Origin of the sequence: Campylobacter felis, from assembly GCF_030250085.1 — a bacterium.
In the GTDB taxonomy this organism is placed as follows: domain Bacteria; phylum Campylobacterota; class Campylobacteria; order Campylobacterales; family Campylobacteraceae; genus Campylobacter_D; species Campylobacter_D upsaliensis.
Genome location: NZ_JANURX010000003.1, coordinates 118,666 through 141,810 on the forward strand (window position 1 = coordinate 118,666; position 23,145 = coordinate 141,810).

A 23,145-nucleotide genomic window follows, 5' to 3' on the forward strand; every position below is an offset into this window, starting at 1 on the left:
AGCAACAATGCAACATAATTACGATGAGCCTGTTTATCTTATAAGCGTGGTGGCAAAGGTTTTAAGTATCCATCCACAAACACTTAGGCAGTATGAAAGAGAAGGACTTGTAGAGCCTAGCAGAACGGATGGTAAAATTAGACTTTATTCGCAACGCGATATCGATAGAATTAAGCTTATTTTAAGACTTACGCGTGATATGGGCGTGAATTTAGCTGGGGTCGATGTTATCTTAAAGCTTAAAAATCAACTAAGCGAATTTGAAGCTTTGATTGACGAGCTTCGCTTAGAGCTTGATAAAAGGGATAATAATGGCAAATCAAAAGCCGTAGTTAAGCATAAAAATAGCTTTGATTTAATTTTTTATGAGAAAAATTAATGGGTGATTTTTTAGAAATTTTTTTAATCACTTCAGGGCTTGCTGTTCTTTTAAATGTCTTTTTTAAAAAATTTGAAATTCCTACCATTATAGGCTATATTTTAGTCGGCATTATCATCTCTTATGCTTATGGTTTTGGTGGCAGTGAAGAGCTTACGCACATCGCCGAATTTGGAATTGTTTTTTTAATGTTTACCATAGGGCTTGAATTTTCCTTTACGCATTTAATGGCGATGAAAAAGGAAGTTTTTTTAAATGGCTCTTTACAAGTTACAATTTGTGGCTTAGTATGCTTTTTACTCGTGCTAGGAATTTTAGGACTTGGCGGTAAGGTAGGCATTATCGTAGGCTTTGCCCTCGCACTCTCCTCCACAGCTGTGGTGCTTAAAATTTTAAATGATAGTGGCGACATTAAAGAGCAATATGGCAGAAAAACGCTAGGAATTTTAATATTCCAAGATATAGCCGTGATACCACTTTTACTTCTTGTAGATATTTTTTCTTCAAACAATCAAAACATCACCCAACTCATACTTACCACACTCATTAGCGTTGTGATTTTACTTACCTTGCTTTATTTGATAGGAAAATACCTAATTGATAGAATTTTTCACTTTGTTATCCGTGCTTCATCAAATGAACTTTTTATCCTAACCGTGCTTTTTATCGTTATGGGGGCGAGTTTTTTAGCACATTATTTTGGTTTTTCTTACTCGCTTGGAGCTTTTATTGCTGGCGTTTTGATAGCAGAAACTAAATATAAGCATAAAATAGAAGCCGATTTAGTGCCATTTAGAGATCTACTTTTAGGACTTTTCTTTATCTCTGTGGGTATGCAGATTAATTTTAAAATCATCTTTGAAAATTGGGATCTTATCTTACTTTTAACCTTGCTTGTTGGACTCTTAAAATTTGGCGTTATTTTTGGAATTTTGGCAATTTATAATAAAAAACGAGTTGCCATTAAAACCGCTTTTAGTATAGCGCAAATAGGCGAATTTGCACTAGCCATTTTTTCTCTTTTACAGGTAAAAAATATGCTTGATGGTCAAACCGCTCAAATTCTCATTGTCGTCTCTATCATCACTATGATTTTAACTCCCTTTGTTTTAAATAATATTAGACGCATTTCAAACGCCGTTGAAGACATTATACAAACGCAAGAAGCAGTGCAACCACAAGTCGTAAATTCTACGCTTAAAAATCATATAGTTATTTTTGGTTATGGAATCATCGGTCAAGAGGTTGTGCAAAAGATTAAAAATAGCGGTGTGCCTTATTTGGTTTTAGAAAATGATTTAAATTTAGTCAAACTTGGTTTAAGTCGGGGTGAAAATGTCTATTTTGCTAATGCCGCACAAGAAGAAACGCTTAAAATAGCCAACATTAAAGAATGTGCTGTCGCCATCATCACTATTTTTAACGAAGCACGGCTAGCAATGCTCCAGCAAGCCTTAGAAAGTTATGGTGAGGTTGATATTGTGATTTATACAAATAATAGCTCCAAAAAACTCTTTTATTCTAAAATAGACAAAAATGTCGAAATCGTGCAAACAGAAAGAGTTTTAGCAAGAGCTTTAATTAGTGCAGCCCTTGAAAAACGCATTAGTAAAAATGCTTAAGGTAAAATATGGCTTTTGATAAAGAAAAAAGTTTAAGAGTTAAATATCTAAGAAATTTAGAGAAATTTGCAAATTCCGCCATCAATGGACTTAAAAAAGAAGATTTTGACCAGCAAAAATTCCAAGAAAGAATGCTTAAAAATTCCAAATTTTTTAAAGAAAATGAAGCAGTCTTTTTAAATTCAAGCTACGCAAAAAATTTGGAAAGTTTTGTTAATGCTTGTTTGGATTTTAAACGCTCAAAAGAAGATCTACTAAGCCTTGCAAACGCTCTCGATAAGCAGAAAAAACAAAGCGGAAAAAAAGAAAAACATAAAAATTATTTAAAGGATTTTAATGATTAATGTATTTTTTGATATGGACGGCACTTTAATAGACAGCGCAAATGCCATTAGTGCGGCAGTCAATGAAATAAGAGCAGAATTAAAACTAAGTCCAATGAAGCGTGAGGATATAATGCGTATCATCAATACCCCGCAAATTGACTGGGCAAAAGAGCTTTACGAAATCAAAAATTTCAATCATTCAAGCTTTAAAGATGGCTTTGAAAAATACTTCATTAAGCATTATCAGCAAAGCGTTGTGCTATTTGAGGGCATTAAAGAAATTTTAGACTTTTTAAAAGAGCAAAAATGCTATCTAGCCATAGCTACAAATGCTCCACAAAGCTCACTTACGCAGATTTTAAACAAGCATAATATTTTGCCTTATTTTGACAAAATTTTAGGAGTGAGTGTCGGCATAGAGCCTAAACCAAGTCCAATGATGCTTCATTTATTAAAAGAAGAAGCACCCTATCAAACAAGCCTTTTTATAGGCGATAGTGCTAAAGACAAAGAAGCCGCACAAAGAGCTGATATACCCTATTATCACGCTAAGTGGTATGAAAAAGACCTCAAAGAAAACGAATTTAGCAATGCCAAAGAATTACTAAATTTTTTTAAAAATCATTTGTAAAGAAAAGTTACAATAATGAAAATTTACCAAAAGAGTGCATAATGAAAGAATTATTAATCGAAATTCTCACAGAAGAGCTTCCAGCCATTCCCTTCCTTAAAGAACTTCCTAACATCAAAGGAAAATGGGAAAAACTTTTAAAAGAATACCGCCTAGAAGCTGAGTTTGACTTTTACTATACTCCACGCCGCTTAGTTTTTTTTCACCCTTATTTTAAAACAAAGCAAGAAAATAGCCTTGTTGAGTTTATAGGAGCGCCAAAAAATGTCGCTTATAAAGATGGGAAATTAAGCCAAGCTGGACTTAGCTTTATCCAAAAAGTAGGCATTGATGAGACACAAATTTGCTTTAGGGAGATTAAGGGTAAAGAAGTTTTATATTATCAAAAAGAGCTTGAAGGTAAAGAAAGTAGCGAAGTTTTAGGCGAGATGATAGAAAGCTTTTTAAAAAGTCTTCATTTTGGTAAAAGTATGCGTTGGGGAGCGTATCAATTTGAATTTATCCGTGCGATTCGCAATATTGCTTGCGTTTTGGGTGAGGACTTAGTCAAATTTCAAAGCTATGGAGTGCAAAGCTCTAAACAAACTTTCGTGCATAGAAGCGTGAGTTATGAGGCTTTTGCCTTTAAAAATGCTAAAGAATATTTTGAGCTTTTGGAAGAAAATTTTGTCATTTTAGACCCTGAAAAAAGAAAAGAAAAAATCATAGAAAGCTTTAAGCTCATCGAAACAAAAGAAAATTTAAACATAGCACAAGATGATGAGCTTTTAGAAGAAGTCATCGCTATCACAGAATATCCAAACGCGCTACTTGGTAGCTTTGAGAGCGAATTTTTAGAAATTCCTAGCGAAGTCATCATCACTTCAATGCGTGAAAATCAACGCTACTTCGCTACTTTCGATGAAAAGGGACTTAGCAATCATTTCATAGTGGTTAGCAATGCTGTTTGCAAAGATTATTCTAAAATTATACACGGCAATGAAAGAGTGCTTCGTGCAAGGCTAAGTGATGCGATGTTTTTCTACAAAAATGACTTGCAAAAGGGCTTAGAGCCTGAAAAATTAAGCAAAATGCTCTACCTTGACTCGCTTGGCACGGTGATGGATAAGGTCGAAAGGGAGAAGGCATTGGCACTTCTTTTATGTAAGTTTTTAGATAATGACAAACAAGAAGCTATTTTACAAGCCGTGCATTTTTCCAAAGCCGATTTAGCTACGCAAATGGTCTATGAATTCCCAAATTTACAAGGCATTATGGGATCTTACTATGCGGAAAAAATGGGACTTAGCTATGAAATTTCTTTAGCCATAAAAGAACAATATTTGCCAAATCAATCCACTCTTCCAAGTAGTGAATTTTCAAGCATAGTCGCTCTTGCTTACAAATTTGACACTCTACTCTCACTTTTTTCCATAGGTAAAATTCCAAGTGGCACGAAAGATCCTTACGCTTTAAGAAGAGCGGCAAATGGAATTTTAAAAATTTTGCTTCATTTGGGTAAAAAATTTGATCTAAACGCCTTTTTAAAGGAGGCTAGTAAAACTTATAAAAGCTTTGATTTAAACTTATTTTATGATTTTATTTTAGAAAGAATTTATCCTTTTTATGAGGCTAACCCATCTTTTATCAAGGCTGTTTTAAGCACAAAAAATAGCGATCTTATCCATATAGACGCCGCCGTAAAAGCCCTTATAGAATTAAGCAAAAAAACAAATTTTAACGAAAATTTTTCCACCTTTAAACGCCTTGCAAATATCGCTACAAAAAATGAGAATTTAATCAATGAAAGCCTGTTTGAAAATGAAGCAGAGAAAAAACTTTATCTCGCCTTTAAGGAAAGCTTAAAGGTGCAAAATCTTAAGCAAAAATTAGAAAGTCTTTTTGCTCTAAAGCCTTTTATTGACGAATTTTTTGAAAATGTGATGATTAATAGCGAAAATGAGAAACTTAAAAATAATCGCCAAGCCCTTATTTTTGCTATTTATAATGAATTTTTAAAGATCGCTGACATTAAAGAGTTAAGCTTATGAAAAAACTCGTTTTTTTAGCATTTTTCACACTTTTTAGCTTTGCAGATACCAATTTGGAGCTTGTTAAAGGACAGGCTTTATTTTTAGAATTTGAAAAAGCAAATTTGAAAGAATTAAAAATAAAAGATCAAAATTTGCCCTATTTTACCCATCCAAAAGATAATGGTAAAGTTTTAGCCATTTTTTCCCTACCCTATAAAAATCCTACCAAAAACACTCAAATAGAAGCTTTTTATAAGGATAAGAAAAAAGAAATTTTTCACATCACTATGTTAGAAGGTCATTATACAAGCGAGAAAATCATCGTCCAAGCACAAAAAGTTTTCCCTCCCCAAAAGGTGCAAAAACGCATACAAAACGAGCTAAAAGAAGCCAATGCCATTTATGCGAAATTTACCCCAGAAGCCTTATTTAATGGTGCTTTTATAAAGCCGCTTGATAGTTTTATCACAAGTGATTTTGGTAGGGCTAGAATTTTTAACGAGCAAGTGGCAAGCTATCACAGCGGAACAGACTTTAGAGCTGCCATAGGCACGAAAATTAAAGCTGCAAATTCAGGCATAGTAAGACTGGCTAAAGACCGCTATTATGCAGGGCTTTCTGTCATTATAGACCACGGATATGGCATTTATTCGCAGTATTATCATCTTTCAAAATTAAGCGTTAAAGTAGGTGAAAAAGTCAAAAAGGGACAAATTATAGGACTTAGTGGAGCAAGTGGCAGGGTGAGCGGTCCGCATTTGCATTTTGGAATTTTTGCAGGAGGAAAGCAAATCGACCCTTTAGATTTTATGCAAAAATTTAACGCCCTTTTCTAATGCTTTTTAGCGAATTTTTTCAAAAATGGCTTTATGAGAGCTATTATAAAAACGGCGTTTTTGTCGGCAAAAGGGGCGATTTTTACACGGCTGTGAGCGTGGGAGAGCTTTTTGGCTCTTTGTTAGCAAAGCATTTTTTAAGTCTTATTGACAAACAAATTCTAACACCCCCCCTACAAGTAGTCGAGATAGGCGCTAATGAGGGCTACTTAAGTCGCGATTTTTTAAGTGCCTTAGTGCAATTTCGTCCAAGCATTTTTGAAAAGCTAGAATTTCACATCATAGAACCTCACGAAAAATTGCAAATTTTACAAAAACAAACCCTAAAAGGCGTAGAATTTACCCATCATCACTCTTTCAAAGAGACGCATTTTCAAAATGCTTTTATCTTTTGCAATGAGCTATTTGATAGCTTTGCTTGCGATTTGATAGATAATGGCAAAATGGCTTTTATTGAGGATTTTAAATTTATTTTTAAGCCTCTAAGTCCCGCACTTAAAAAGCAATGTGAGCTTTTAAATTTACAAAAAGGCGAATTTAGCTTTTATTTGTCAAATTTTTTTGAGGATTTAAACGCGGCTTGCGATAGCTTTATTTTTGCGGGGTTTGATTATGGAGAATTTTTACCACAACGATTTAGTTTAAGAATTTATCAAAATCATCAACTTTTTGATCCTTTTGAAGTAGATTTAAGGGCATTTTTTGGCAAAAGCGACTTAACCTATAATGTCAATTTTACACACTTACAATATCTTATCGAAAAATATCATTTTAAGCTTTTAAGCTTAGAAAAACAAAGCAAAGCTCTGCTTGAATTTGGGCTTGAAAGCATTATAGAGCAAAGTAAAAATAAAGAAAAACTACTCTCTCAAGCCAAGCATTTATTTTTCAATTTTGACGCAAAATTTCACTTTTTTGAGTTTCAAAAAAGTCCTTTATAATACGCCACACAAACACCCTCTCTCAAGCCTTCATCGATGATAATAAGCTCCTCTTTATCAAAAAGAGCAAAAAGCAAAAACGCACCGGCGATAAGATAATTTTTACGCATATTTCCCACCCAAAAACACGCCTCACTCTCACTCATATGCCAAAGTTTGAGTGCGAAATTTAAAAAATCCCAAGATAAAACTCGCATACCATTGACCCTTTTAGCGTCATAATTTTCATAAGAAAGCCCTAGTTTAAAAGCAGCCAAGCTAGTAGGAACGCCGGAATTTAAGACTATGCGTTTTATCTTTTGTTTTCTTAAAACCTTTTTTGGCTCTTTAACTGCTTCAAAAGCCCTAAAAGCAAGGGCTTTGAGCTTCTTATCTTTAATGAGAGTTTGAATAAGGAGTTTTTTATCCTTTGTTTGAAGTGGCGGCAGAGCTTTAAAAGTCTCATTGCTAGTCATTTTAAAGCCCTCATAAAAGCTTATAATACCAAAATCAAAACTTAAATAATTTTCCCCAAAAGACAGCTCGCAACTAGCTCCCCCCAAGTCGCAAAAGCCAAATTCTTGATGTAAATTAAGAGCTAAAAGTCCGCTTTGCATCCCCAAAACACTAAGTTTAGCTTCCGTTTGTGCGGAGATAAGTTTAAAAGTAATACCAAATTCCTCTTTTAGCTCCCTAAAAATCAAATTTGTATTTTCTGCCTTTCTAAAAGCAGCGGTAGCTACGGCTAAAGCCTTGCTTAAATCGTGCTTTTTACCAAGCTCTCTCAAGGCGTTTTTAAGTCTTACTATCGCTTCATTTCCTATCACTTTACTTTGGCTTAAATTCCTCGCCGCAGCTATGATAAATTCATACTTTTCTAGCTTTTCCAAAGCTTCGTTCATTTTCACAGCTCTTAAAGTATTTGAGCCTAAATCTATGCCTAGCATTATTGTCCTTTAAAAAAGTGTTTGCTGCAAATCTTTAATTTTTCTTTTAAATTCTTCAAATTTAGTATTCAATTCATTTTTACGCTTTATACTTAAATTGATAAATTCACTTTCTTTTTCAATACCTATAAATTGTCTATGTAAAAGATTTGCGGCAATCCCTGTGGTGCTATAAATGGATCGCAAATTATAAAATTTGCCATTAAATGCCCATTTCATATTTCATACTTTCATTTTCATATTGTTTTACAATACTTTCATAATCTGCAAAATTCACAAAATCTTTAATAGGCTTATAAATTGAATTTTCCATTATAGAAAGAAATTGTGCCTTGCGTTTTTTATCAGCAACAATATAAAATTTTGAACGAAAATCTTGTAGCTCAAAAAATTTATTTAAAGAATTTTTAAAATCCGTAGAATGCTCCACTTCATAAAATGCGTGTGGCATTTTGCGTTCATTAAACCATATACTATCAATAGTTTTTGCCTTGTTTATTAGCTCTAAATAAGTAAAAGTGCAAATTGTGTCTAAGGTTGCTATGTCTTTTAGTGGCTTGTTGATAAAAAGTTTATTTTTATCCTGTGCGGGTATAAATGTTTGAAATCCTCTTAATGCCCCTAATTCAGTGATAATTCCTTGATAATATGTGTGAGTAAAGTGCAGATTTTCAGTGGTATTTAGATTGATATGCAGGTCTTTTAAAATCATATCTTTTTGATGAGATAATCCCCACAAGCCGGGTTTAATTTTAAAAAATTCTTTGTTGGTTTGCACTATTCTCCTTATGGAAGCATAGGGCGTTTTAGTTTTCCATATTGAAGTATCTACAAGAGCATAAAGCTGCCCTAGTGTCGCTACACCTTGTAATGTTTCAAATATTTGGATTACGCATTCTTTTTGTGCCATAATTAAACCTTATAAACTTGATACTGGTAAGCCAAAAATTTGCAACGGAATATACTCAAAATAATATCTGCAATTCACACTAATAATATAATCTAAAACATCTCTATATTCTGGCTTTCTAAACCAATCACTTAGTAAATACACATACTCCACTTCCATATTAAGATTAGAGAGAAGTTTTTGATATTGTTTCTTATTAAAATCGCAACTTAGTAACTCATCAACCGATCCTGCAACTCGCTGAAACTTACACTCAATGATAAAAAATGTGTTGTTGATAATAATATAAATACTATCATCAGGCAAAAGTCTTTTGGAAATAATATTTCGCCAATCTACTCCGCGTTCCTCTAAAAAGCTATAAAACTTATGCTTTTTAAAGATTTGCGCTACCAACTCATCATCATAAAACACCTTCCCATCGCTATCAACGACATATCCACTTTGCTGAGATAAAAATGTCGCTAAATCCACCTTGCCTTCAAAAACTAGCCCTGTTTTTGTGTTTGCTCCACCAATGCCATTTGCTATCATCAATTCCTCTTTAATTTAATCTCATATTATGAATAAAATTTGAATTGTAACATATTTAAACGACAAAAACTCTTTAATTTTATAAGTTGAAATCGATAGCACCCACCTCAAAAGAGGTGGCGATATTATGCTTGGGTTTGTTGAGTTTGAGCTTGATACGATTCTGTAATCATAGTTTTGAAAATTTCAAAAAGTCTTAGCGAAGCTATTTCTGCTGTTTTGCATTTTTCGGCGATTTTATGTTGCGTAGCCTTGCTTGTTACATCTTCTGTGCCAGCAATTTGAATAGCTGAGTTCATATTTTCATGAACATTTTGATGTGGCTCATTAATGTTTAGGAAACTTCTGCTTTGTCCAAATCTTTCTTTACCAGTGCTGGCAAGCCATTTGCCAAGACGACAACTAAAGTGGTCTGCAAGGGCTTTATTTGATTTGGCAAAAATTTCCTTGTAGCCGTTAAGTTTAAAGGCAATGTGATCAAGTTTAGCTAAAGAAACAAAAGCTTCCGAAGCAATGCCAACAGCATTTGCATTTGTCGAGTGTGCTTCGCTGACAAGATTGCTAAATTTGTCAGAGAAATTCATAATGTGCGCGTTAGAATCCATTGAGATTTTTTCCACTTGCTCACTTTGAGAATACATCTCATTGGCATTTTGCTTAAGTAAGTTAATATTCATTTCAACTTCAGCTGTGGCTTTTTGAGTTTTTTCAGCAAGCTTTCTTACTTCATCAGCCACGACAGCAAAGCCTCTTCCGTGTTCCCCAGCTCTTGCAGCTTCAATAGCGGCATTGAGTGCAAGAAGATTTGTTTGATCGGAAACATCTTTAATAAGATTAATAACATTAGAAATTTCATCAACGCTTCTATGTAGCGTTCCTGCGGTATCTCTCGATTTGTTTGCAGACTCTATAATATCGCTCAAAGAAGCGTTAATAGAGTGCGTGATGTGATTTAGCTCATCCATCGCCCCAAGAGAAGTTTGAGAATAGGTAGAAATCACTTCAGCCTTATTAACATTTTCAAGCATATCATTTTGTACTATGGTGATATTTTCTAAAACGCCCTTAAGCAAAATATCCAAAAGATCTGTTTTTAGAGTCGATTCTGAATCCGCCTTTTCCAAACTGGCAATTTTATTTTTAAGCTCTAAATTTTCAACTTGTAGATTTGAAACCTGATTAAGTAATTTTTGATTTTCATCTTTTAAGGATTGTAAATCTGCTCCACTACTTTTTGTATTAAACATATAAATTCTCCCTATTTTTTATAATTTGCAAGATATTGAGCTAACTCGTCTTTAACATGGAGTTTTTCTTTTTTTAGTGTAGAAATTTCCGCATCACTTAAAAAAGCTCTACCCTCTTCAGCGTCTTTAATCTTATCATCAAGCTCATTATGACGCTCAAAAAGCTTATCAAAATGAGCATCCTTTCCCTTAAGCTCCGACATTAAGTCTCTAAATTCATGTAGCATAAAAACTCCTTTTTTGTATATTAGAAGCTAGATTATAACAAAAAAAGTATAATTTTTGTTTAAAAATTTTCAAAAATTGTTTATACTTGTTACTTGTAAAAATTTGCAAGTTAATCAATTGAGGATTTACTCCTCAAAGATTATTTAGAATTTTGTTTTTTGAGTGTTCTTAAAGTTGAAGCGGCAATTCTTACTTTTCTCGTTGTGCCGTCTTCTAAAGTAATGCGAACGGTGCGAAGATTAGGTAGAAAGCGTCTTTTAGTTTTATTGTTCGCGTGGCTGACATTATTACCTACCATAGGTCCTTTTCCTGTGATTTGACAGATTCTTGCCATTTTTTATCCTTTTAAATTTTTTAAAACGCAAATTATAGCAATTTAAGCTTAAAATTAATCTAAAAAAGGTTAAAATTAGCATTTTGATTAAAATTTTTAAGGTTTTGCAATGTATGTAGCACCGAGTTTATTATCGGCGAATTTTTTAAAATTGGAAGAAGAAATTAAAGCTGTCAGCGAAGCGGGAGCGGACCTTTTGCATATTGATGTAATGGACGGACATTTTGTGCCAAATTTGACTTTTGGTCCCTGTGTGCTTGAAAGAATTTCAAGCGTGAGTTCCGTGCCTTTAGATGTGCATTTGATGGTAAAAGATGTGTCAAAATTTGTCGAGCTTTTTTTACCCTTAAAGCCCAAATTCTTATCCTTTCACATTGAAGCAGAAGCCCACCCTATAAAACTTTGCGAGTATTTAAGGACGCAAGGAATTCATCCTGCTATCACCCTTAATCCTCACACGCCCATAAGTTCATTAGAACATTTAATTGAATTTGTGGATATGGTGCTTTTAATGAGTGTTAATCCGGGCTTTGGAGGACAGAAATTTTTGCCCTTAGTTTATGATAAAATACGAGAACTTAGAGCTTTGATAGAAAAAAAACAAGCTAAAGTTTTCATCGAAGTCGATGGGGGGATTAATGGCTTAAATGCGGCGGATTTAGAAGAAGCTGGAGCCGATATTTTGGTCGCTGGCAGTTATATTTTTTCTTCTGAGGACTACAAAGCCGCAATTTCTTCTTTAAAGCTTGAATTTTGAGTTTGCAACAAATTGACCAAATCCTTGCTAAATTAGTTAAAGAAAGTAAGCCTTATCCTTGGGTGATGAAGAAATTTGCTAAGGTTGAAGAGCTAAAAGACTATGAGTTAGACCTCGAAATTTTGGAACTTCTTGGACTTAGCTTTCATCTTCATAAAGATAATGTTTTAAGCCTTAAAACACGCACAAATAAAATCAAAGAGCAAGTTTTTTGTATCGTAGATATAGAAAGCACAGGCGGGATAAACTCGGGACAAATTTTAGAAATAGGTGCTGTTAAAATTCAAAATCATAAAGAATTAGACCGCTTTGAAAGCTTTGTAAAAGTCGATGAAATCCCACTAAATATTACCGAACTTACAGGCATAGAACTAAATATGGTCAAAGATGCACCTAATCTAACGCGAGTTTTAGAGGCTTTTAGACTTTTTCTAAAGGATAGTGTTTTTGTCGCACATAATGTCAAATTTGATTATAATTTCATCTCAAAAAGTCTTTATGAGTGTGGCTTTGGCATTTTACTCAACCGCAAAATTTGCACGATAGATTTCGCACAATGCTGCATCCAAAGCTCACATTACAAACTAGACGCTTTAAAAGAAATTTTAAAGATAGAAAGCACACATCATAGAGCCTTAAATGACGCCTTAGCAGCAGCTGAAATTTTTAAATACTGCCTTAGCAAACTCCCCCCTCATATCAAAACAACAGAAGAGCTTATCACCTTTACAAAAACAGCAAAATTAAAAAATAAATGCTATAATAAAAAAGCATAGATGACGGGAGCTTGTGGGACAGGCTGAGAGTAAGCTAAAAGCTTAGACCGAACCAGAACTAGATAATGCTAGCGTTGGGAAGATTTATCACTTTTTACTACACCCCTTCATTTATCCAAATTTTCTTACAAGGATAAATTATGAAAACACAAATGCTTTACGCAAAAGAGGGTATTTTAACCCCACAAATGAAAGAAGTTGCAAAAAAAGAGCAAGTGAGCAAGGATTTTTTGCTTGAAAATTTAGCATCGGGAAAAATTATTATCCCTGCAAATATCAACCACACCGCCCTAGAGCCAAACGGCATAGGCTTAGGACTTCGCACTAAGGTCAATGTAAATTTAGGCGTGTCAAACGACTGCGTGGATTACACCGAAGAAATGCAAAAGGTAGATTTAGCGCATAAATTTGGCATTGAAGCCATTATGGATTTAAGCAATTACGGCAAAACAAGCCGCTTTAGAGATGAGCTTATCGCAAAAGCTAAAGCGATGATAGGCACGGTGCCTGTGTATGATGCGGTGGGCTTTTTAGAAAAGGATTTAAAGCAAATTGAGGCGAAGGACTTTTTAGATGTGGCACTGCATCACGCTAAAAGCGGAGTGGATTTTATGACCATACACGCAGGGATAAATTCACGCGCGGCTAGGGTTTTTAAAGAAACAAAACGCCTCACAAATATCGTCTCACGAGGTGGCTCGGTGCTGTATGCTTGGATGGCGATGAAAGAAGCGGAAAATCCTTTCTATGAGTATTATGATGACTTGCTTGAAATTTGTTTAAAATACGATGTAACGCTTTCTTTAGGAGATGCTTTGCGTCCGGGCTCTACTCACGATGCAAGCGATGCGGCACAGATTGCCGAGCTTATCGAACTTTCACTTTTAACACAAAGAGCGTGGGATGCTGGAGTGCAAGTGATGATAGAAGGACCGGGACATATGGCTATCAATGAGATAGAGGCAAATATGCAGATAGAAAAACGCATTTGCAAGGGAGCACCTTTTTATGTTTTAGGACCTTTGGTAACTGACATAGGGGCTGGGTATGACCACATCAGTGGGGCAATTGGGGGAGCGGTAGCGGCGGCGGCTGGAGCGGATATTTTATGCTATGTAACCCCAGCCGAGCATTTGAGACTCCCAAATTTACAAGATGTAAGAGACGGCATAGTGGCAACTAAAATCGCCGCTCACGCAGGAGACTTAGCCAAGCTTCCTAAGGAAAGAGCAAGAGATGATGCGATGAGTGTGGCAAGGCAAGAGATTGACTGGGAAAGTATGTTTAAACTTGCTATTGATGGAGAAAAAGCGAAAAAAATGTTTAATGAAAGGCGACCTGAGGAGCTAAATTCTTGCTCGATGTGTGGAAAAATGTGTGCGATGAATACAATGAATCAAGTGCTAAAAGGTGAAGATGTCAGTCTGGTGAAAGATTAAGCCCTTAAATTTAGGGCTTAATACTAGAATTTACTAATCGTTTTTTTTTTTTTTTGAAATAATCTTAACTAAAATTTTTTAGGAGGATTACAAAAAATGGATTTTGAAAATCAATTAAATTCTATTGTTGAGACTATTGTAGAGCGTAAGGGACTTGTCAATACTGAAGAAGCCACAAAAATGACCTTTATAATGCCCTTTTTAAAAGCACTAGGCTATGATGTGTTTAATCCTAGCGTCGTTGTGCCCGAATATACCGCAGATATAGGGACTAAAAAGGGGGAGAAGGTTGATTATGCGATTTTTAAGGATGCTAAGCCTTTTATTTTGATTGAGGCGAAAAATCACACCGAAAATTTAGACAATCATAATAATCAACTCGTAAGATATTTTAACACCAATCCAAGCATTAAATTTGCCATCCTTACTAATGGAATTGAGTATAGATTTTTCACGGATATTGAGCGACAAAATTTAATGGATAAAATTCCTTTTTTAATCGTCAATCTTGAAAAGCTAAAACCCAGAGACATTAAAGATTTGAAGCGTTTTATTTATACAGATTTAAATTTAGATGAAATTTTAAATGTAGCTATGGAAAAGAAATATTATAGAGGCATACAAGAAATTTTTAAAAATGAAATAGAAAATCCTAGCGATGAATTTGTAAAATTCTTTGCTAGGCAAATGACGGAAAAGCAGATGACTGCTAAAATTATTGATGAATTTAGAACGCATATTAAAAAGTCTTTTAAAGAAATCATCAATGATATAGCTTATGAAAAAATTACTAATATAAAAAATAATCTTCAAAATATTAATGATGATGAAAATGTGGAGCAAGTCGATGAGAGTAAAGAAATCATCACCACAACTGCAAGGATTTTATATAGTAAAATCAATCCTTGCAAATGCGGGTGCGGAGCTTAACGATATAGACTATAAGGATACTTTAAGTTATTTTAACATTTTATATCAAAGTAAGGTTACGAAGTGGATTTGTAGATTATATTTTAACACGGCTAAAAAATCCATCAGTTTTCCCGATGGGCAAAATTATAATCTAGAAAAGCTAGAGGATATTTACAAATATGGGGCTGACATTATCAAAGCTTTTGAAAGTAGAAAGGCTTGAAAATAAGCCCTAAATTTAGGGCTTAAATGAGCATATCGAGCTTGAGGTCGACTTTGGAGTAAGCCACTTCTAGGGTGCTAGTAGCTTTTCTAGATTTTTGGGGATTTTCCACTTCTTGAGTAGTATTTTCTCCACTTTCTTGCGAAAGCCACGCTTTGGAAGTTTTAATGCTTAGATACTCTTCGCTATATTCTATACTTATAGCCTTTTTCTCCTCTTCTTTTTGCCTTAGCCTTTCTTTTTCTAGGGCAACTTGAGCAAAATCAAGGGCTGGTTTTCCGCTAAATTTAAGCCTTGTATCGACAAGCTTACCGCAAACTTCTATAAGAGCCATTTAGCTTACCAACGACATAAACCAAAAGCTTTGCAAGCTGCTTGCTGATAAATGTGCTGATTACCTGTTTGGCAAGCTTTATAATGCCCAGGAGGATAAGCCTTACAACCTAAATAATAGGCATTTCTACCCTCAAACTCATCGCTAGAAAATTCATTTGCAAAAGCAAATGCACCTAAACATACCAATGAAAAAAGAATTTTTTTCATCTCTGCCTCCTTATAAAATAAATTCTTTAAGATATTATGCAAATATCCTACAAAACACATCGGCAAATTTTTAAAAAACTTTAGCTTTTTTGAAAATTCTTTGCAAAACACACTTTAAATTCGCTACCCTTTCCCACATCGCTTTTTAAATTTATCGTGGCATTGTGAAGTTTTAAGACAGATTTAACGATAGAAAGTCCAAGTCCGCTTCCGCCAATTTTCTTACTGCGACTTTTATCCACACAAAAAAAGCGCTCAAACACCCTTTCTTGAAATTCTTTAGGAATTCCTATGCCATTATCCTTAATGCTAAGTTCCACAAAATTGTTAAGTTTTTTAAGTCTCACTTTGACAAAACCGCCTTTATGGTTATATTTAATGCCGTTATCACAAAGATTAAAAACCAAATTTTCTAAAAGTTCATCAATGCCTAAAATATAAGCATCTTCTAAGTCTAACTCAAAACGAATTGTGTGTTGATTAGCAAGAAGTTCTAGGCGTTTGTAAGCGCGTTCTACGACCTCCTTGAGATTGACCCTATGAAAAGGCAGGGTTTGCGTTTCGTCCAAAAAAGAAATTTTTAAAATTTCATTAATCATATCTAAAAGACGCTTAGATTCTAAATGAATTTTATCGACAAAATTGGGCAAATCTTGAGGAGCTACAAGCTTGTTTTTAATCATCTCAGAGCTTGCCATAATGGAGGTTAGCGGAGTTTTTAACTCGTGGGTTACATTGGCGCTAAATTCCTTGCGTAAATTTTGCAAACGCTTAAGCTCTGTGATATCACAAAGCACGATAAGCATACCCTTAAATTTCTTTTTTTGCGAAAAAATGGGAGAGAAAACAAGCTCACATTCTAAATTATTAGGATAATGGAAAGTGAAATTTTCTCTTATTTCGCTTTTTAATTTCCCCTTTTTAAATTCCTTAAGATATTTCAAAACTAATTCTAAAAATTGCGAATTTTTAAGCTCTAAAATATTATGAATTAAATTGAGATTGGCAAAATATTTTTCCGCACTCAAATTCTCACTTAAAATTTCTCCTGTGCGAGAGATGAAAATTAAGCCATCGTTCATATTTTGCGTTAAAGATTGCAATTCTTGTTTTTTTCTTTTTAGGTGTTTGAATTGAATTTTAAAGGCTTTGTTTTCTAGCTTGATTTTTTCAAGCATTTTTTTAAGCTCTGGGTAGGGAATATGCTCTAAATTTTCAAAATCGATCTTTTCTAAAGGTTTTAAAAAAATATAGGACAAAAATCTAGCCAAGAAAAAACTGCATAAAAAAACTAAAAAAAATTCAGCTAAAACACAAGATAAAAGCCAAGAAAAATCTTGCCCTATGAAAAATTCTTCTTCACTTAAAATCAAAAAAGCATTAATAAAAAAAAACAAAGCAAAAATGACACTAAAAATAATGAAAAAAAGCTTTTTTTGCATTAAGAATCTTTAGAAATTTTATAGCCTACACCGCGGATTGTTTTAATAAAACGACTTGCAACGCCTAGCTTCTGACGCAAAGTTTTGATATGTATATCAATAGTCCTACTCTCACCACTATAACTATACCCCCAAAGAATTTCTAGCAAATCATCGCGACTAAAGACTCTATTTTGATTTTTAAGTAAAAAGCCAAGAAGCTCAAATTCTTTAAGAGTTAGCACAATTACCGCACCACAGACCTTAACCTCACGCGTTTTGTAAGATAGCTCAAGCTCATCTAAAACGATATTTTCAGCATTTTGCTCTTGTGATGTGCGTCTTAAAATCGCCCGAATTCTAGCGATAAATTCCATTACGCTAAAGGGCTTAGTGATATAATCATCAGCACCCAAATCAAGCCCTTTGACCTTATCAATTTCGTGATTTAAAGCCGTGAGCATTAAAATAGAAATATCCTTAGTATTAGCATTTGCTTTAAGCTCTTTTAAAATTTCAAAGCCACTAGCATTAGGAAGCATAACATCAAGCACCAAAATTTGCGGAATTTCAGCCTTTAAAGCCTTTTTAAAACTTTCTATATCTAAAAAGCCTTGTGCGTTAATGTTTTGGCTTTTTAACGCATATAAAACAAGCTCTAAAATATTTGCATCATCTTCTAAAACAAAAACCAAACAAAACTCCTAAAAATAAAACTATATTTTAGCCAAATCTTCCATTAACATAATCTTGAGTTTTTTTATTTTTAGGATTATTAAAAATTTTATTCGTATCGTCAAATTCTATCACTTCTCCTAATAGAAAAAATGCCGTATAATCCGAAATTCTAGCGGCTTGTTGCATATTATGCGTAACGATGATAATGCTATATTCTTTCTTAAGGCGTAAAATAAGCTCCTCAATTTTAAGTGTTGAGATGGGATCAAGTGCTGATGTTGGCTCGTCCATTAAAATCACTTCTGGATTAACCGCTAAAGTTCTTGCTATGCAAAGGCGTTGTTGTTGTCCTCCGCTGAGACTAAGAGCGGATTTATTAAGCCTATCTTTTAAATCGTCCCAAAGGGCTGCGTCTTTTAAAGAGCTTTCTACGATTTCATCTAATTTAGACTTTTTCTTAATGCCGTGTGTTTTTGGTCCAAAAGTGATATTATCATAAATACTCATAGGAAAGGGGTTTGGCTTTTGAAAAACCATACCCACCTTTTTACGCAAAAGATTGACATCATAATCTTTATAGATATTTTTGCCATCAAATAAAATCTTGCCTTTAATTTTGCAATTTTCCACCAAATCATTCATTCGGTTTAAACTTTTTATAAAAGTCGATTTCCCACAGCCACTAGGTCCTATAAAAGCAGTTACCTTGCCCTTTTTAATGTCCATATTAATGTCTTTTAAGGCAAGAAATTCTCCATAATTTAAAGACATTTTTTTAATTTCAAAGCAATTTTTCATTTTATTTCCTTACGCCTTAATCAATTTTTTCGCAATATAATTTGAGCCAAGATTTATTAAAAACACGATGATAATAAGTATCATCGCTGTGCTATAAGCTTCATTGATATGCTGTCCCTCACTCGAAATCGCATACATATGTACACTTAAAGTCCTACCAGAATCCATAAGTCCTGCGACTTTTGCAACGCTTCCTGAAGTATAAAGTAAGGCAGCAGACTCTCCCACAATCCTACCTATGCTTAAGATGATTCCCGCTAAAATTCCCGGAATCGCAACGGGTAAAATCACAATGAAAATCGTGCGTAATTTCCCAGCACCTAATGCAAAACTCGCCTCTCTAAAGCTAAGTGGGACAGATTTTAAAGCCTCTTCTGCACTTCTTAAAATAAGAGGTAAAATCATAATCGCTAGCGTTAAAGCCCCCGCCACAAAACTTGTTTTAAAACCAAAATAAATGACAAAAGCCAAATACCCAAACAAACCATAAACAATACTAGGAATTCCAACAAGCGTTTCGGACGCGATTCTTGCTAGATTTAAAATTTTACTACTCTTTTTGCCATACTCGCTTAAATAAATCGCCCCAAAAATTCCAAGCGGAATGGCAAGAATGAGAGCAAAAAGAACCATATTGAGGGTATTAACAATGGCTGGAGTCATTGAGATATTTTGACTATTATATTCCCAAGCAAACATTTCTAAATTTAAATGCGCCATTCCTTTCACAAAAATAAAACCGATGAGAATTAAAAAAATAAACATCACGCAAAGCATAGAAACACGCATTAAAAAGGATAAAATAAGCGTTACATTATCTTTCATTTTGCCTCCTTTTTAAGTGCGTTAAAGCAGGTATTAATGAGTAAGATAAAGACAAACAATACAACAGCATTTGCGATTAATACTTCTCTATGCAAGTCTTGCGCGTAACCCATTTCAAGCACGATATTTGTCGTTAGCGTTCTTACGCCGTCTAAGATGCTTGTTGGGATTAAAGCCTGATTCCCAGCAACCATAATCACCGCCATAGCCTCGCCAATGGCACGCCCAACGCCAAGGATAATGGAGGCTAAAATTCCACTCTTTGCGGCTGGAATTAGTGCAAAAAACACACTTCGCTCCTTACTCGCTCCAAGTGCTAAAGCTCCCTCATAATAACTCTCTGGCAAAGCGTCAATCGCAGCTTTTGAAACCAAAATAATAGTCGGCAAAATCATAATGCTTAAAATTAAAGCCGCTGCCAAGACACTTTTGCCCGGAATTCCGCTAAAAGTCGTCGCAAGAAGTGGGACTATTACCACAAGCCCAAAAAATCCATACACAACAGAAGGGATCGCTCCTAGCAATTCTACTGCTGGTAGGATATATTTTTGTTCCTTTTTATTTGCGAAACGCGAAAGATAAATGGCGCTTAAAACACCAAGCGGCACGCCGATTAAAATCGCAAGAGCTGTTACATAAATGCTTCCCACTATCATAGGAAAAATTCCAAAAATCTCCTCTGTGGGATACCAGTCTAAACCAAAAATAAAATCAAAAAGTCCTATTTGAGTAATCGTTGGAATAGCATTCGCAAACAAAAAGAAACAAATCATCAAAACGGCAAAAATAGAAAGTAAGGCACAAAGGGCAAAAATGCCCTTAAAAATTTTTTCTTGCATTAGTCAAGCTTTCTTATTTAGCATCCTGCCAATCTGTAATTTCTCCCATAAAGATTTTTTTAACAGAATCTTTAGAAAGATTTTCTACGCCATTGCTTTTATTAACAATTACTGCTAAACCATCAATGGCTAAAACAAGTGGCGTTACGCCCTTTTTAAGCTCACTATCCTTAAGCTCACGGCTTACCATTCCAATATCCGCAATCCCCTCCACAACGCTATTTACACCCGTTGTAGAATCGCTTTGCTGAATTTCTATTGTTGCGTTAGGATTGATGATTTTATAAGATTCTGTAAGCTTTTCCATTAAAGGAGTGATAGAGCTAGAGCCTGAAATGATTAATTTTCCCTGCGGCTGAGTGCTTTTAAAGCTATCTTTTGCAACTGCAATATAACCTGCTTTTTCTACAATAGCTTTTGCTTCTATTGAAGTGCTATATTTTAGGAAGTCTTCAATAAGCGGATTTGTTGTTTTTGTAACAACATTAAAAGGACGAGAAATTTTATAGCTTTTATTATTGATATTTTCCACGCTTGGTGCGACATTATCTATCTTTAACGCTTTAACGCTGTCATTTAAAGAGCCAAGAGAAATATAGCCGATAGAATTTTTAGAATTTGCGACCGTTGTTAGCATTACTCCTGTTGAATTTGTAACTTCAGCTTTTTGAGTGGTCGCATCGACTTTTTTGTCTTTAACTTTTTTTTGAATTTCAAAAATTTCCACAAATGCTCCACGCGTTCCAGAACCCTGTTCCCTAGAAATTGGAAAAATATTTTCAGCCATCACACTCGTGCTAAGCACCAATCCTGCTAATAAACCTAATGCGTATTTTTTCATACAACTCTCCTTAAAAATTAAAAGTTGATGAAAGTATAAAAAAACGATGTAAAAACAAAATGTGCGGAATGTAAAATTTGTGTAAAGTTTAAATTTATTTATCGCTCTTTGCCCTATTACACTCCACACAAAGCATTTGACAATTTTCCTTTTCCGTTTTTCCACCTTTACTCCAAGGGATTATATGGTCTGCTTCCATTTGCTCTAGCTCTAACTTTTCATTTTCGTGTGGGCATTTCACGCCCTTTATATGCCCATCACTATTGGCACACACACCCCCTTGCTTCTCATACACCGCCCTTTTGATACTATCGCTAAATGCCCTTAGACTTAAATGCTTTTCATCACCACTTAGCACATACGCATACACGCCCTTTTTATTCCCCACCTCATCATCTTGCATAAGCTCTATAATTTTAGATTCTAGCTCTTTGGCATCTAGTGGCTTATCTTTATATGTATTATAGAAAAGCCCCCATTCTAGCCCTTTCATCTCTTTGCGATATTTTTCAAACTTCATCTCCACCCAGTCTATCACCTTTGCAAAATACTCCCACAGCTCATCAGCATTTTTAGAATCTTTGGCATTTTTAGCCATATACTCACAAATCTTTTCATCTTTCCTAGAATCCACTTTCCAAGCAATAGCACTCTCTAAAAACTCCTGCCGCAATGCACTGCCATTTAGATATTTAGCTCCCCTTTGCACCGCTAGTCCATTAGGCTTAGAAAATCGCCTTTTTGCATCACTTAGCCACACACTTGCATATACCGCATTTCTTAGCTCTTGGTTAGTTAGTGTCTCTCCTGCGATATTGATAGTCTTAAACCACTCTAGCTTCTCGCTCTCACTCCCCTGACACACATACACATCAAGCTTGTAGTCTAAAAATTTCTCTTGCAAGTCTTTGGATAAAGTATGAAAATACTGCGATTTATCATTCCACTGGATAGAAAAGCTCCCTTTAACATACTCGCATATACTTATAGTCCTTTGCTGTCCATCTAGCACTTCATATTCACACTCCGCACCAAAATCCACATTTTTCACCCAATACATTATATTTAAAGGAAAGCCCTTTAGTATCGTATCTATCACGGCATTTCTTTGGGCTTCTTTATACACAAACTCCCTTTGATATTTGGGGCGGATATTAAGCCTTGCTACTCCGCTAGAATCTGCATAGGCGACTACTTGGCTACTCTCCTCATCTCTTGTGTATCCTGCTACTAGCTCTTTTATTTTGATTTCTGTTTTGTCTATTTGCATTGTTGCTCCTTATTACATTTTTTCAAATTCAAGTTTTCTTAGCTCAGCTACTTCGGCGATTTTGCGGATTAGGATTCTGGCGTAAATTTTCTTGCCATTTATATAGGGATAGCCAAAATTAAATTCATCAATTCCTGTTGTAGTCATTTTTGCCACTATCTCAAACTGCTTAGGATTATGTTTATCTAAGAAAGTTATCGGCACGCCCATAATGCCATCGTAATCTAGCGGAATCTCAATGGTTTTATCCACATTGATAGCGTCATAATTATCATACTTTGGGTATTGCTCTGGATTCTTTTTGTAACTAGCGATAGTTTCTAAAATCTCCGTGCGTTTTTTATGCGTTAAATTTGAAAACCACCTTGTAAGTCCATTTACTTGCTTGGTAAGTATAAAGCCTGTGCGATTTTCATTAGGCTTTAAAAAGACATTTGCGGAAGTTATCCCTAGCCATATTTTGTTTTCTTTGATTAAAGAAAAAGTCTCTTTATAAGTAATGGCATTTTTATTCCCTATTATCAAAAACTTCTTTTTATACTCAACTAATTGTGCGACATACTCACGGAAGAGTGAAAAAGGCGGATTTGTAACGACAATATCGGCTAGTTTAAGCAGCTCTATGCAGTCTTTGCTTCTAAAATCCCCTGCATTATTTAGCCCTTTATCTTCATCAAGTGGGAAAAGGCTAGGCTCTTTGGGGGATTTTGTGCTTTTGTTTTGTGTAGCTTGTAAATCTTTGGGGTCAGATTCTAGCTCGGCTCTAAAGTTTTCAAAAAGCTTGTGTTTGTTGTTTTCAAAGGCTTTTAGCGTTTCTTGGGATTGCGATTTGCTAGCAGAGAGAGAGAGAGAGTAGCTTCCACTTCTCGCAGTGGGTGCATTTGGGATAAAACTTTA

At 34.7% G+C, this 23,145-nt stretch carries 26 protein-coding genes and 2 pseudogenes; 11 read left to right on the forward strand and 17 right to left on the reverse strand.

The genetic code is table 11. The annotated features are described in order from the left end of the window. The first annotated feature begins 7 nt into the window (after positions 1-7). The 7 genes from NYG92_RS02865 to NYG92_RS02895 are packed head-to-tail and all read left to right on the forward strand — an operon-like array spanning position 8 to position 6,747. Positions 8-379 (forward strand): heat shock protein transcriptional repressor HspR, encoded by a 372-nt coding sequence (locus NYG92_RS02865; RefSeq protein ID WP_004275117.1) that lies wholly within the window; start codon positions 8-10, stop codon positions 377-379. Then, on the forward strand, positions 379-2,001 hold the full coding sequence (locus NYG92_RS02870) for a cation:proton antiporter (protein WP_289233479.1): 1,623 nt from the start codon (positions 379-381) through the stop codon (positions 1,999-2,001). Before NYG92_RS02865 ends, NYG92_RS02870 begins: the two co-directional genes overlap by 1 nt. Before the next feature lie 8 nt (positions 2,002-2,009). After that, the gene (locus NYG92_RS02875) at positions 2,010-2,345 is read left to right on the forward strand and encodes a hypothetical protein (protein ID WP_270960248.1); all 336 of its coding nucleotides are present in this window, start codon (positions 2,010-2,012) and stop codon (positions 2,343-2,345) included. Further along, entirely contained in the window at positions 2,338-2,958 is a 621-nt protein-coding gene (locus NYG92_RS02880) for an HAD family hydrolase (protein WP_289233480.1), read from the forward strand. Before NYG92_RS02875 ends, NYG92_RS02880 begins: the two co-directional genes overlap by 8 nt. Positions 2,959-2,999: 41 nt before the next feature. After that, positions 3,000-4,988 (forward strand): glycine--tRNA ligase subunit beta, encoded by a 1,989-nt coding sequence (gene glyS, locus NYG92_RS02885; RefSeq protein WP_289233481.1) that lies wholly within the window; start codon positions 3,000-3,002, stop codon positions 4,986-4,988. After that, positions 4,985-5,806 (forward strand): peptidoglycan metallopeptidase Pgp3, encoded by an 822-nt coding sequence (gene pgp3, locus NYG92_RS02890; protein WP_289233482.1) that lies wholly within the window; start codon positions 4,985-4,987, stop codon positions 5,804-5,806. The genes glyS and pgp3 overlap by 4 nt, the downstream gene beginning before the upstream one ends. Beyond that, entirely contained in the window at positions 5,806-6,747 is a 942-nt protein-coding gene (locus tag NYG92_RS02895; RefSeq protein ID WP_289233483.1) for an SAM-dependent methyltransferase, read from the forward strand. Before pgp3 ends, NYG92_RS02895 begins: the two co-directional genes overlap by 1 nt. On the opposite strand, the gene NYG92_RS02900 is transcribed toward NYG92_RS02895, so the two are convergent. The 7 genes and pseudogenes from NYG92_RS02900 to rpmB form a co-directional block, all read right to left on the reverse strand. Next, complete coding sequence (locus NYG92_RS02900; protein ID WP_289233484.1) at positions 6,729-7,673, reverse strand: Ppx/GppA phosphatase family protein; 945 nt, start codon at positions 7,671-7,673, stop codon at positions 6,729-6,731. The genes NYG92_RS02895 and NYG92_RS02900 overlap by 19 nt on opposite strands. A 9-nt stretch (positions 7,674-7,682) precedes the next feature. Further along, a pseudogene (locus NYG92_RS02905) lies at positions 7,683-7,844 on the reverse strand (site-specific DNA-methyltransferase); the annotation flags it as partial. Between the two features lie 31 nt (positions 7,845-7,875). Next, the gene (locus NYG92_RS02910) at positions 7,876-8,583 is read right to left on the reverse strand and encodes a hypothetical protein (protein WP_289233485.1); all 708 of its coding nucleotides are present in this window, start codon (positions 8,581-8,583) and stop codon (positions 7,876-7,878) included. A 9-nt stretch (positions 8,584-8,592) separates the two neighbouring features. Further along, the gene (locus tag NYG92_RS02915; protein ID WP_289233509.1) at positions 8,593-9,117 is read right to left on the reverse strand and encodes a hypothetical protein; all 525 of its coding nucleotides are present in this window, start codon (positions 9,115-9,117) and stop codon (positions 8,593-8,595) included. Positions 9,118-9,242: 125 nt separating this feature from the next. Then, positions 9,243-10,364: a methyl-accepting chemotaxis protein gene (locus NYG92_RS02920; RefSeq protein WP_289233486.1), complete on the reverse strand. Its 1,122-nt coding sequence runs from the start codon at positions 10,362-10,364 to the stop codon at positions 9,243-9,245. Between the two features lie 11 nt (positions 10,365-10,375). After that, on the reverse strand, positions 10,376-10,591 hold the full coding sequence (locus NYG92_RS02925) for an HP1242/YdcH family protein (protein ID WP_004277194.1): 216 nt from the start codon (positions 10,589-10,591) through the stop codon (positions 10,376-10,378). A 140-nt stretch (positions 10,592-10,731) separates the two neighbouring features. Beyond that, positions 10,732-10,926, reverse strand: coding sequence for a 50S ribosomal protein L28 (gene rpmB, locus NYG92_RS02930; protein ID WP_004277192.1), 195 nt, complete (start codon positions 10,924-10,926; stop codon positions 10,732-10,734). Between the two features lie 109 nt (positions 10,927-11,035). Here rpmB and rpe point away from each other — a divergent pair, with 109 nt between their 5' ends. From rpe to NYG92_RS02950, 4 genes and pseudogenes are all read left to right on the forward strand, one after another. Further along, positions 11,036-11,683, forward strand: coding sequence for a ribulose-phosphate 3-epimerase (gene rpe, locus NYG92_RS02935; protein WP_270976490.1), 648 nt, complete (start codon positions 11,036-11,038; stop codon positions 11,681-11,683). Beyond that, positions 11,680-12,459 (forward strand): 3'-5' exonuclease, encoded by a 780-nt coding sequence (locus tag NYG92_RS02940; protein WP_289233487.1) that lies wholly within the window; start codon positions 11,680-11,682, stop codon positions 12,457-12,459. Before rpe ends, NYG92_RS02940 begins: the two co-directional genes overlap by 4 nt. 140 nt (positions 12,460-12,599) lie before the next feature. Beyond that, complete coding sequence (thiC, locus tag NYG92_RS02945) at positions 12,600-13,898, forward strand: phosphomethylpyrimidine synthase ThiC (protein WP_289233488.1); 1,299 nt, start codon at positions 12,600-12,602, stop codon at positions 13,896-13,898. Positions 13,899-13,994: 96 nt separating this feature from the next. Beyond that, a pseudogene (locus NYG92_RS02950) lies at positions 13,995-15,033 on the forward strand (type I restriction endonuclease). A 22-nt stretch (positions 15,034-15,055) separates the two neighbouring features. On the opposite strand, the gene NYG92_RS02955 reads toward NYG92_RS02950, so the two are convergent. From NYG92_RS02955 to NYG92_RS03000, 10 genes are all read right to left on the reverse strand, one after another. Then, complete coding sequence (locus NYG92_RS02955) at positions 15,056-15,367, reverse strand: selenoprotein S family protein (RefSeq protein WP_270976493.1); 312 nt, start codon at positions 15,365-15,367, stop codon at positions 15,056-15,058. Between the two features lie 5 nt (positions 15,368-15,372). Further along, a complete protein-coding gene (locus NYG92_RS02960) occupies positions 15,373-15,576 on the reverse strand; it encodes a hypothetical protein (RefSeq protein WP_270976494.1) in 204 nt (67 codons plus the stop codon). Between the two features lie 80 nt (positions 15,577-15,656). Further along, positions 15,657-17,018, reverse strand: coding sequence for a PAS domain-containing sensor histidine kinase (locus tag NYG92_RS02965; protein ID WP_289233490.1), 1,362 nt, complete (start codon positions 17,016-17,018; stop codon positions 15,657-15,659). Further along, positions 17,018-17,692 carry a response regulator transcription factor gene (locus NYG92_RS02970; RefSeq protein WP_270976496.1) on the reverse strand — a complete coding sequence of 225 codons (675 nt, stop codon included), beginning with the start codon at positions 17,690-17,692 and terminating at the stop codon, positions 17,018-17,020. Before NYG92_RS02970 ends, NYG92_RS02965 begins: the two co-directional genes overlap by 1 nt. A gap of 28 nt (positions 17,693-17,720) precedes the next feature. After that, a complete protein-coding gene (pstB, locus tag NYG92_RS02975; protein ID WP_139018182.1) occupies positions 17,721-18,473 on the reverse strand; it encodes a phosphate ABC transporter ATP-binding protein PstB in 753 nt (250 codons plus the stop codon). Positions 18,474-18,482: 9 nt separating this feature from the next. Further along, positions 18,483-19,298, reverse strand: coding sequence for a phosphate ABC transporter permease PstA (pstA, locus tag NYG92_RS02980; protein ID WP_139022037.1), 816 nt, complete (start codon positions 19,296-19,298; stop codon positions 18,483-18,485). Then, entirely contained in the window at positions 19,295-20,137 is an 843-nt protein-coding gene (gene pstC, locus NYG92_RS02985; protein ID WP_139018184.1) for a phosphate ABC transporter permease subunit PstC, read from the reverse strand. The genes pstA and pstC overlap by 4 nt, the downstream gene beginning before the upstream one ends. A 13-nt stretch (positions 20,138-20,150) precedes the next feature. Beyond that, positions 20,151-20,978: a substrate-binding domain-containing protein gene (locus tag NYG92_RS02990; RefSeq protein WP_139018185.1), complete on the reverse strand. Its 828-nt coding sequence runs from the start codon at positions 20,976-20,978 to the stop codon at positions 20,151-20,153. A 94-nt stretch (positions 20,979-21,072) separates the two neighbouring features. Next, positions 21,073-22,248, reverse strand: a complete 1,176-nt coding sequence (locus NYG92_RS02995) for an HNH endonuclease family protein (protein WP_289233491.1) — start codon at positions 22,246-22,248, stop codon at positions 21,073-21,075. A gap of 12 nt (positions 22,249-22,260) precedes the next feature. Further along, the gene (locus NYG92_RS03000) at positions 22,261-23,136 is read right to left on the reverse strand and encodes an adenine-specific methyltransferase EcoRI family protein (protein ID WP_289233510.1); all 876 of its coding nucleotides are present in this window, start codon (positions 23,134-23,136) and stop codon (positions 22,261-22,263) included. Positions 23,137-23,145: the final 9 nt, after the last annotated feature.

What these genes read in the sequence shown, in the direction of transcription:
- NYG92_RS02865 (WP_004275117.1), top strand. Translation starts at nt 8, where the DNA reads ATGCAACATAATTACGATGAGCCTGTTTATCTTATAAGCGTGGTGGCA.
- NYG92_RS02870 (WP_289233479.1), top strand. Translation starts at nt 379, where the DNA reads ATGGGTGATTTTTTAGAAATTTTTTTAATCACTTCAGGGCTTGCTGTT.
- NYG92_RS02875 (WP_270960248.1), top strand. Translation starts at nt 2,010, where the DNA reads ATGGCTTTTGATAAAGAAAAAAGTTTAAGAGTTAAATATCTAAGAAAT.
- NYG92_RS02880 (WP_289233480.1), top strand. Translation starts at nt 2,338, where the DNA reads ATGATTAATGTATTTTTTGATATGGACGGCACTTTAATAGACAGCGCA.
- glyS (WP_289233481.1), top strand. Translation starts at nt 3,000, where the DNA reads ATGAAAGAATTATTAATCGAAATTCTCACAGAAGAGCTTCCAGCCATT.
- pgp3 (WP_289233482.1), top strand. Translation starts at nt 4,985, where the DNA reads ATGAAAAAACTCGTTTTTTTAGCATTTTTCACACTTTTTAGCTTTGCA.
- NYG92_RS02895 (WP_289233483.1), top strand. Translation starts at nt 5,806, where the DNA reads ATGCTTTTTAGCGAATTTTTTCAAAAATGGCTTTATGAGAGCTATTAT.
- NYG92_RS02900 (WP_289233484.1), bottom strand. Translation starts at nt 7,673, where the DNA reads ATGCTAGGCATAGATTTAGGCTCAAATACTTTAAGAGCTGTGAAAATG.
- NYG92_RS02910 (WP_289233485.1), bottom strand. Translation starts at nt 8,583, where the DNA reads ATGGCACAAAAAGAATGCGTAATCCAAATATTTGAAACATTACAAGGT.
- NYG92_RS02915 (WP_289233509.1), bottom strand. Translation starts at nt 9,117, where the DNA reads ATGATAGCAAATGGCATTGGTGGAGCAAACACAAAAACAGGGCTAGTT.
- NYG92_RS02920 (WP_289233486.1), bottom strand. Translation starts at nt 10,364, where the DNA reads ATGTTTAATACAAAAAGTAGTGGAGCAGATTTACAATCCTTAAAAGAT.
- NYG92_RS02925 (WP_004277194.1), bottom strand. Translation starts at nt 10,591, where the DNA reads ATGCTACATGAATTTAGAGACTTAATGTCGGAGCTTAAGGGAAAGGAT.
- rpmB (WP_004277192.1), bottom strand. Translation starts at nt 10,926, where the DNA reads ATGGCAAGAATCTGTCAAATCACAGGAAAAGGACCTATGGTAGGTAAT.
- rpe (WP_270976490.1), top strand. Translation starts at nt 11,036, where the DNA reads ATGTATGTAGCACCGAGTTTATTATCGGCGAATTTTTTAAAATTGGAA.
- thiC (WP_289233488.1), top strand. Translation starts at nt 12,600, where the DNA reads ATGAAAACACAAATGCTTTACGCAAAAGAGGGTATTTTAACCCCACAA.
- NYG92_RS02955 (WP_270976493.1), bottom strand. Translation starts at nt 15,367, where the DNA reads ATGGCTCTTATAGAAGTTTGCGGTAAGCTTGTCGATACAAGGCTTAAA.
- NYG92_RS02960 (WP_270976494.1), bottom strand. Translation starts at nt 15,576, where the DNA reads ATGAAAAAAATTCTTTTTTCATTGGTATGTTTAGGTGCATTTGCTTTT.
- NYG92_RS02965 (WP_289233490.1), bottom strand. Translation starts at nt 17,018, where the DNA reads ATGCAAAAAAAGCTTTTTTTCATTATTTTTAGTGTCATTTTTGCTTTG.
- pstB (WP_139018182.1), bottom strand. Translation starts at nt 18,473, where the DNA reads ATGAAAAATTGCTTTGAAATTAAAAAAATGTCTTTAAATTATGGAGAA.
- pstA (WP_139022037.1), bottom strand. Translation starts at nt 19,298, where the DNA reads ATGAAAGATAATGTAACGCTTATTTTATCCTTTTTAATGCGTGTTTCT.
- pstC (WP_139018184.1), bottom strand. Translation starts at nt 20,137, where the DNA reads ATGCAAGAAAAAATTTTTAAGGGCATTTTTGCCCTTTGTGCCTTACTT.
- NYG92_RS02990 (WP_139018185.1), bottom strand. Translation starts at nt 20,978, where the DNA reads ATGAAAAAATACGCATTAGGTTTATTAGCAGGATTGGTGCTTAGCACG.
- NYG92_RS02995 (WP_289233491.1), bottom strand. Translation starts at nt 22,248, where the DNA reads ATGCAAATAGACAAAACAGAAATCAAAATAAAAGAGCTAGTAGCAGGA.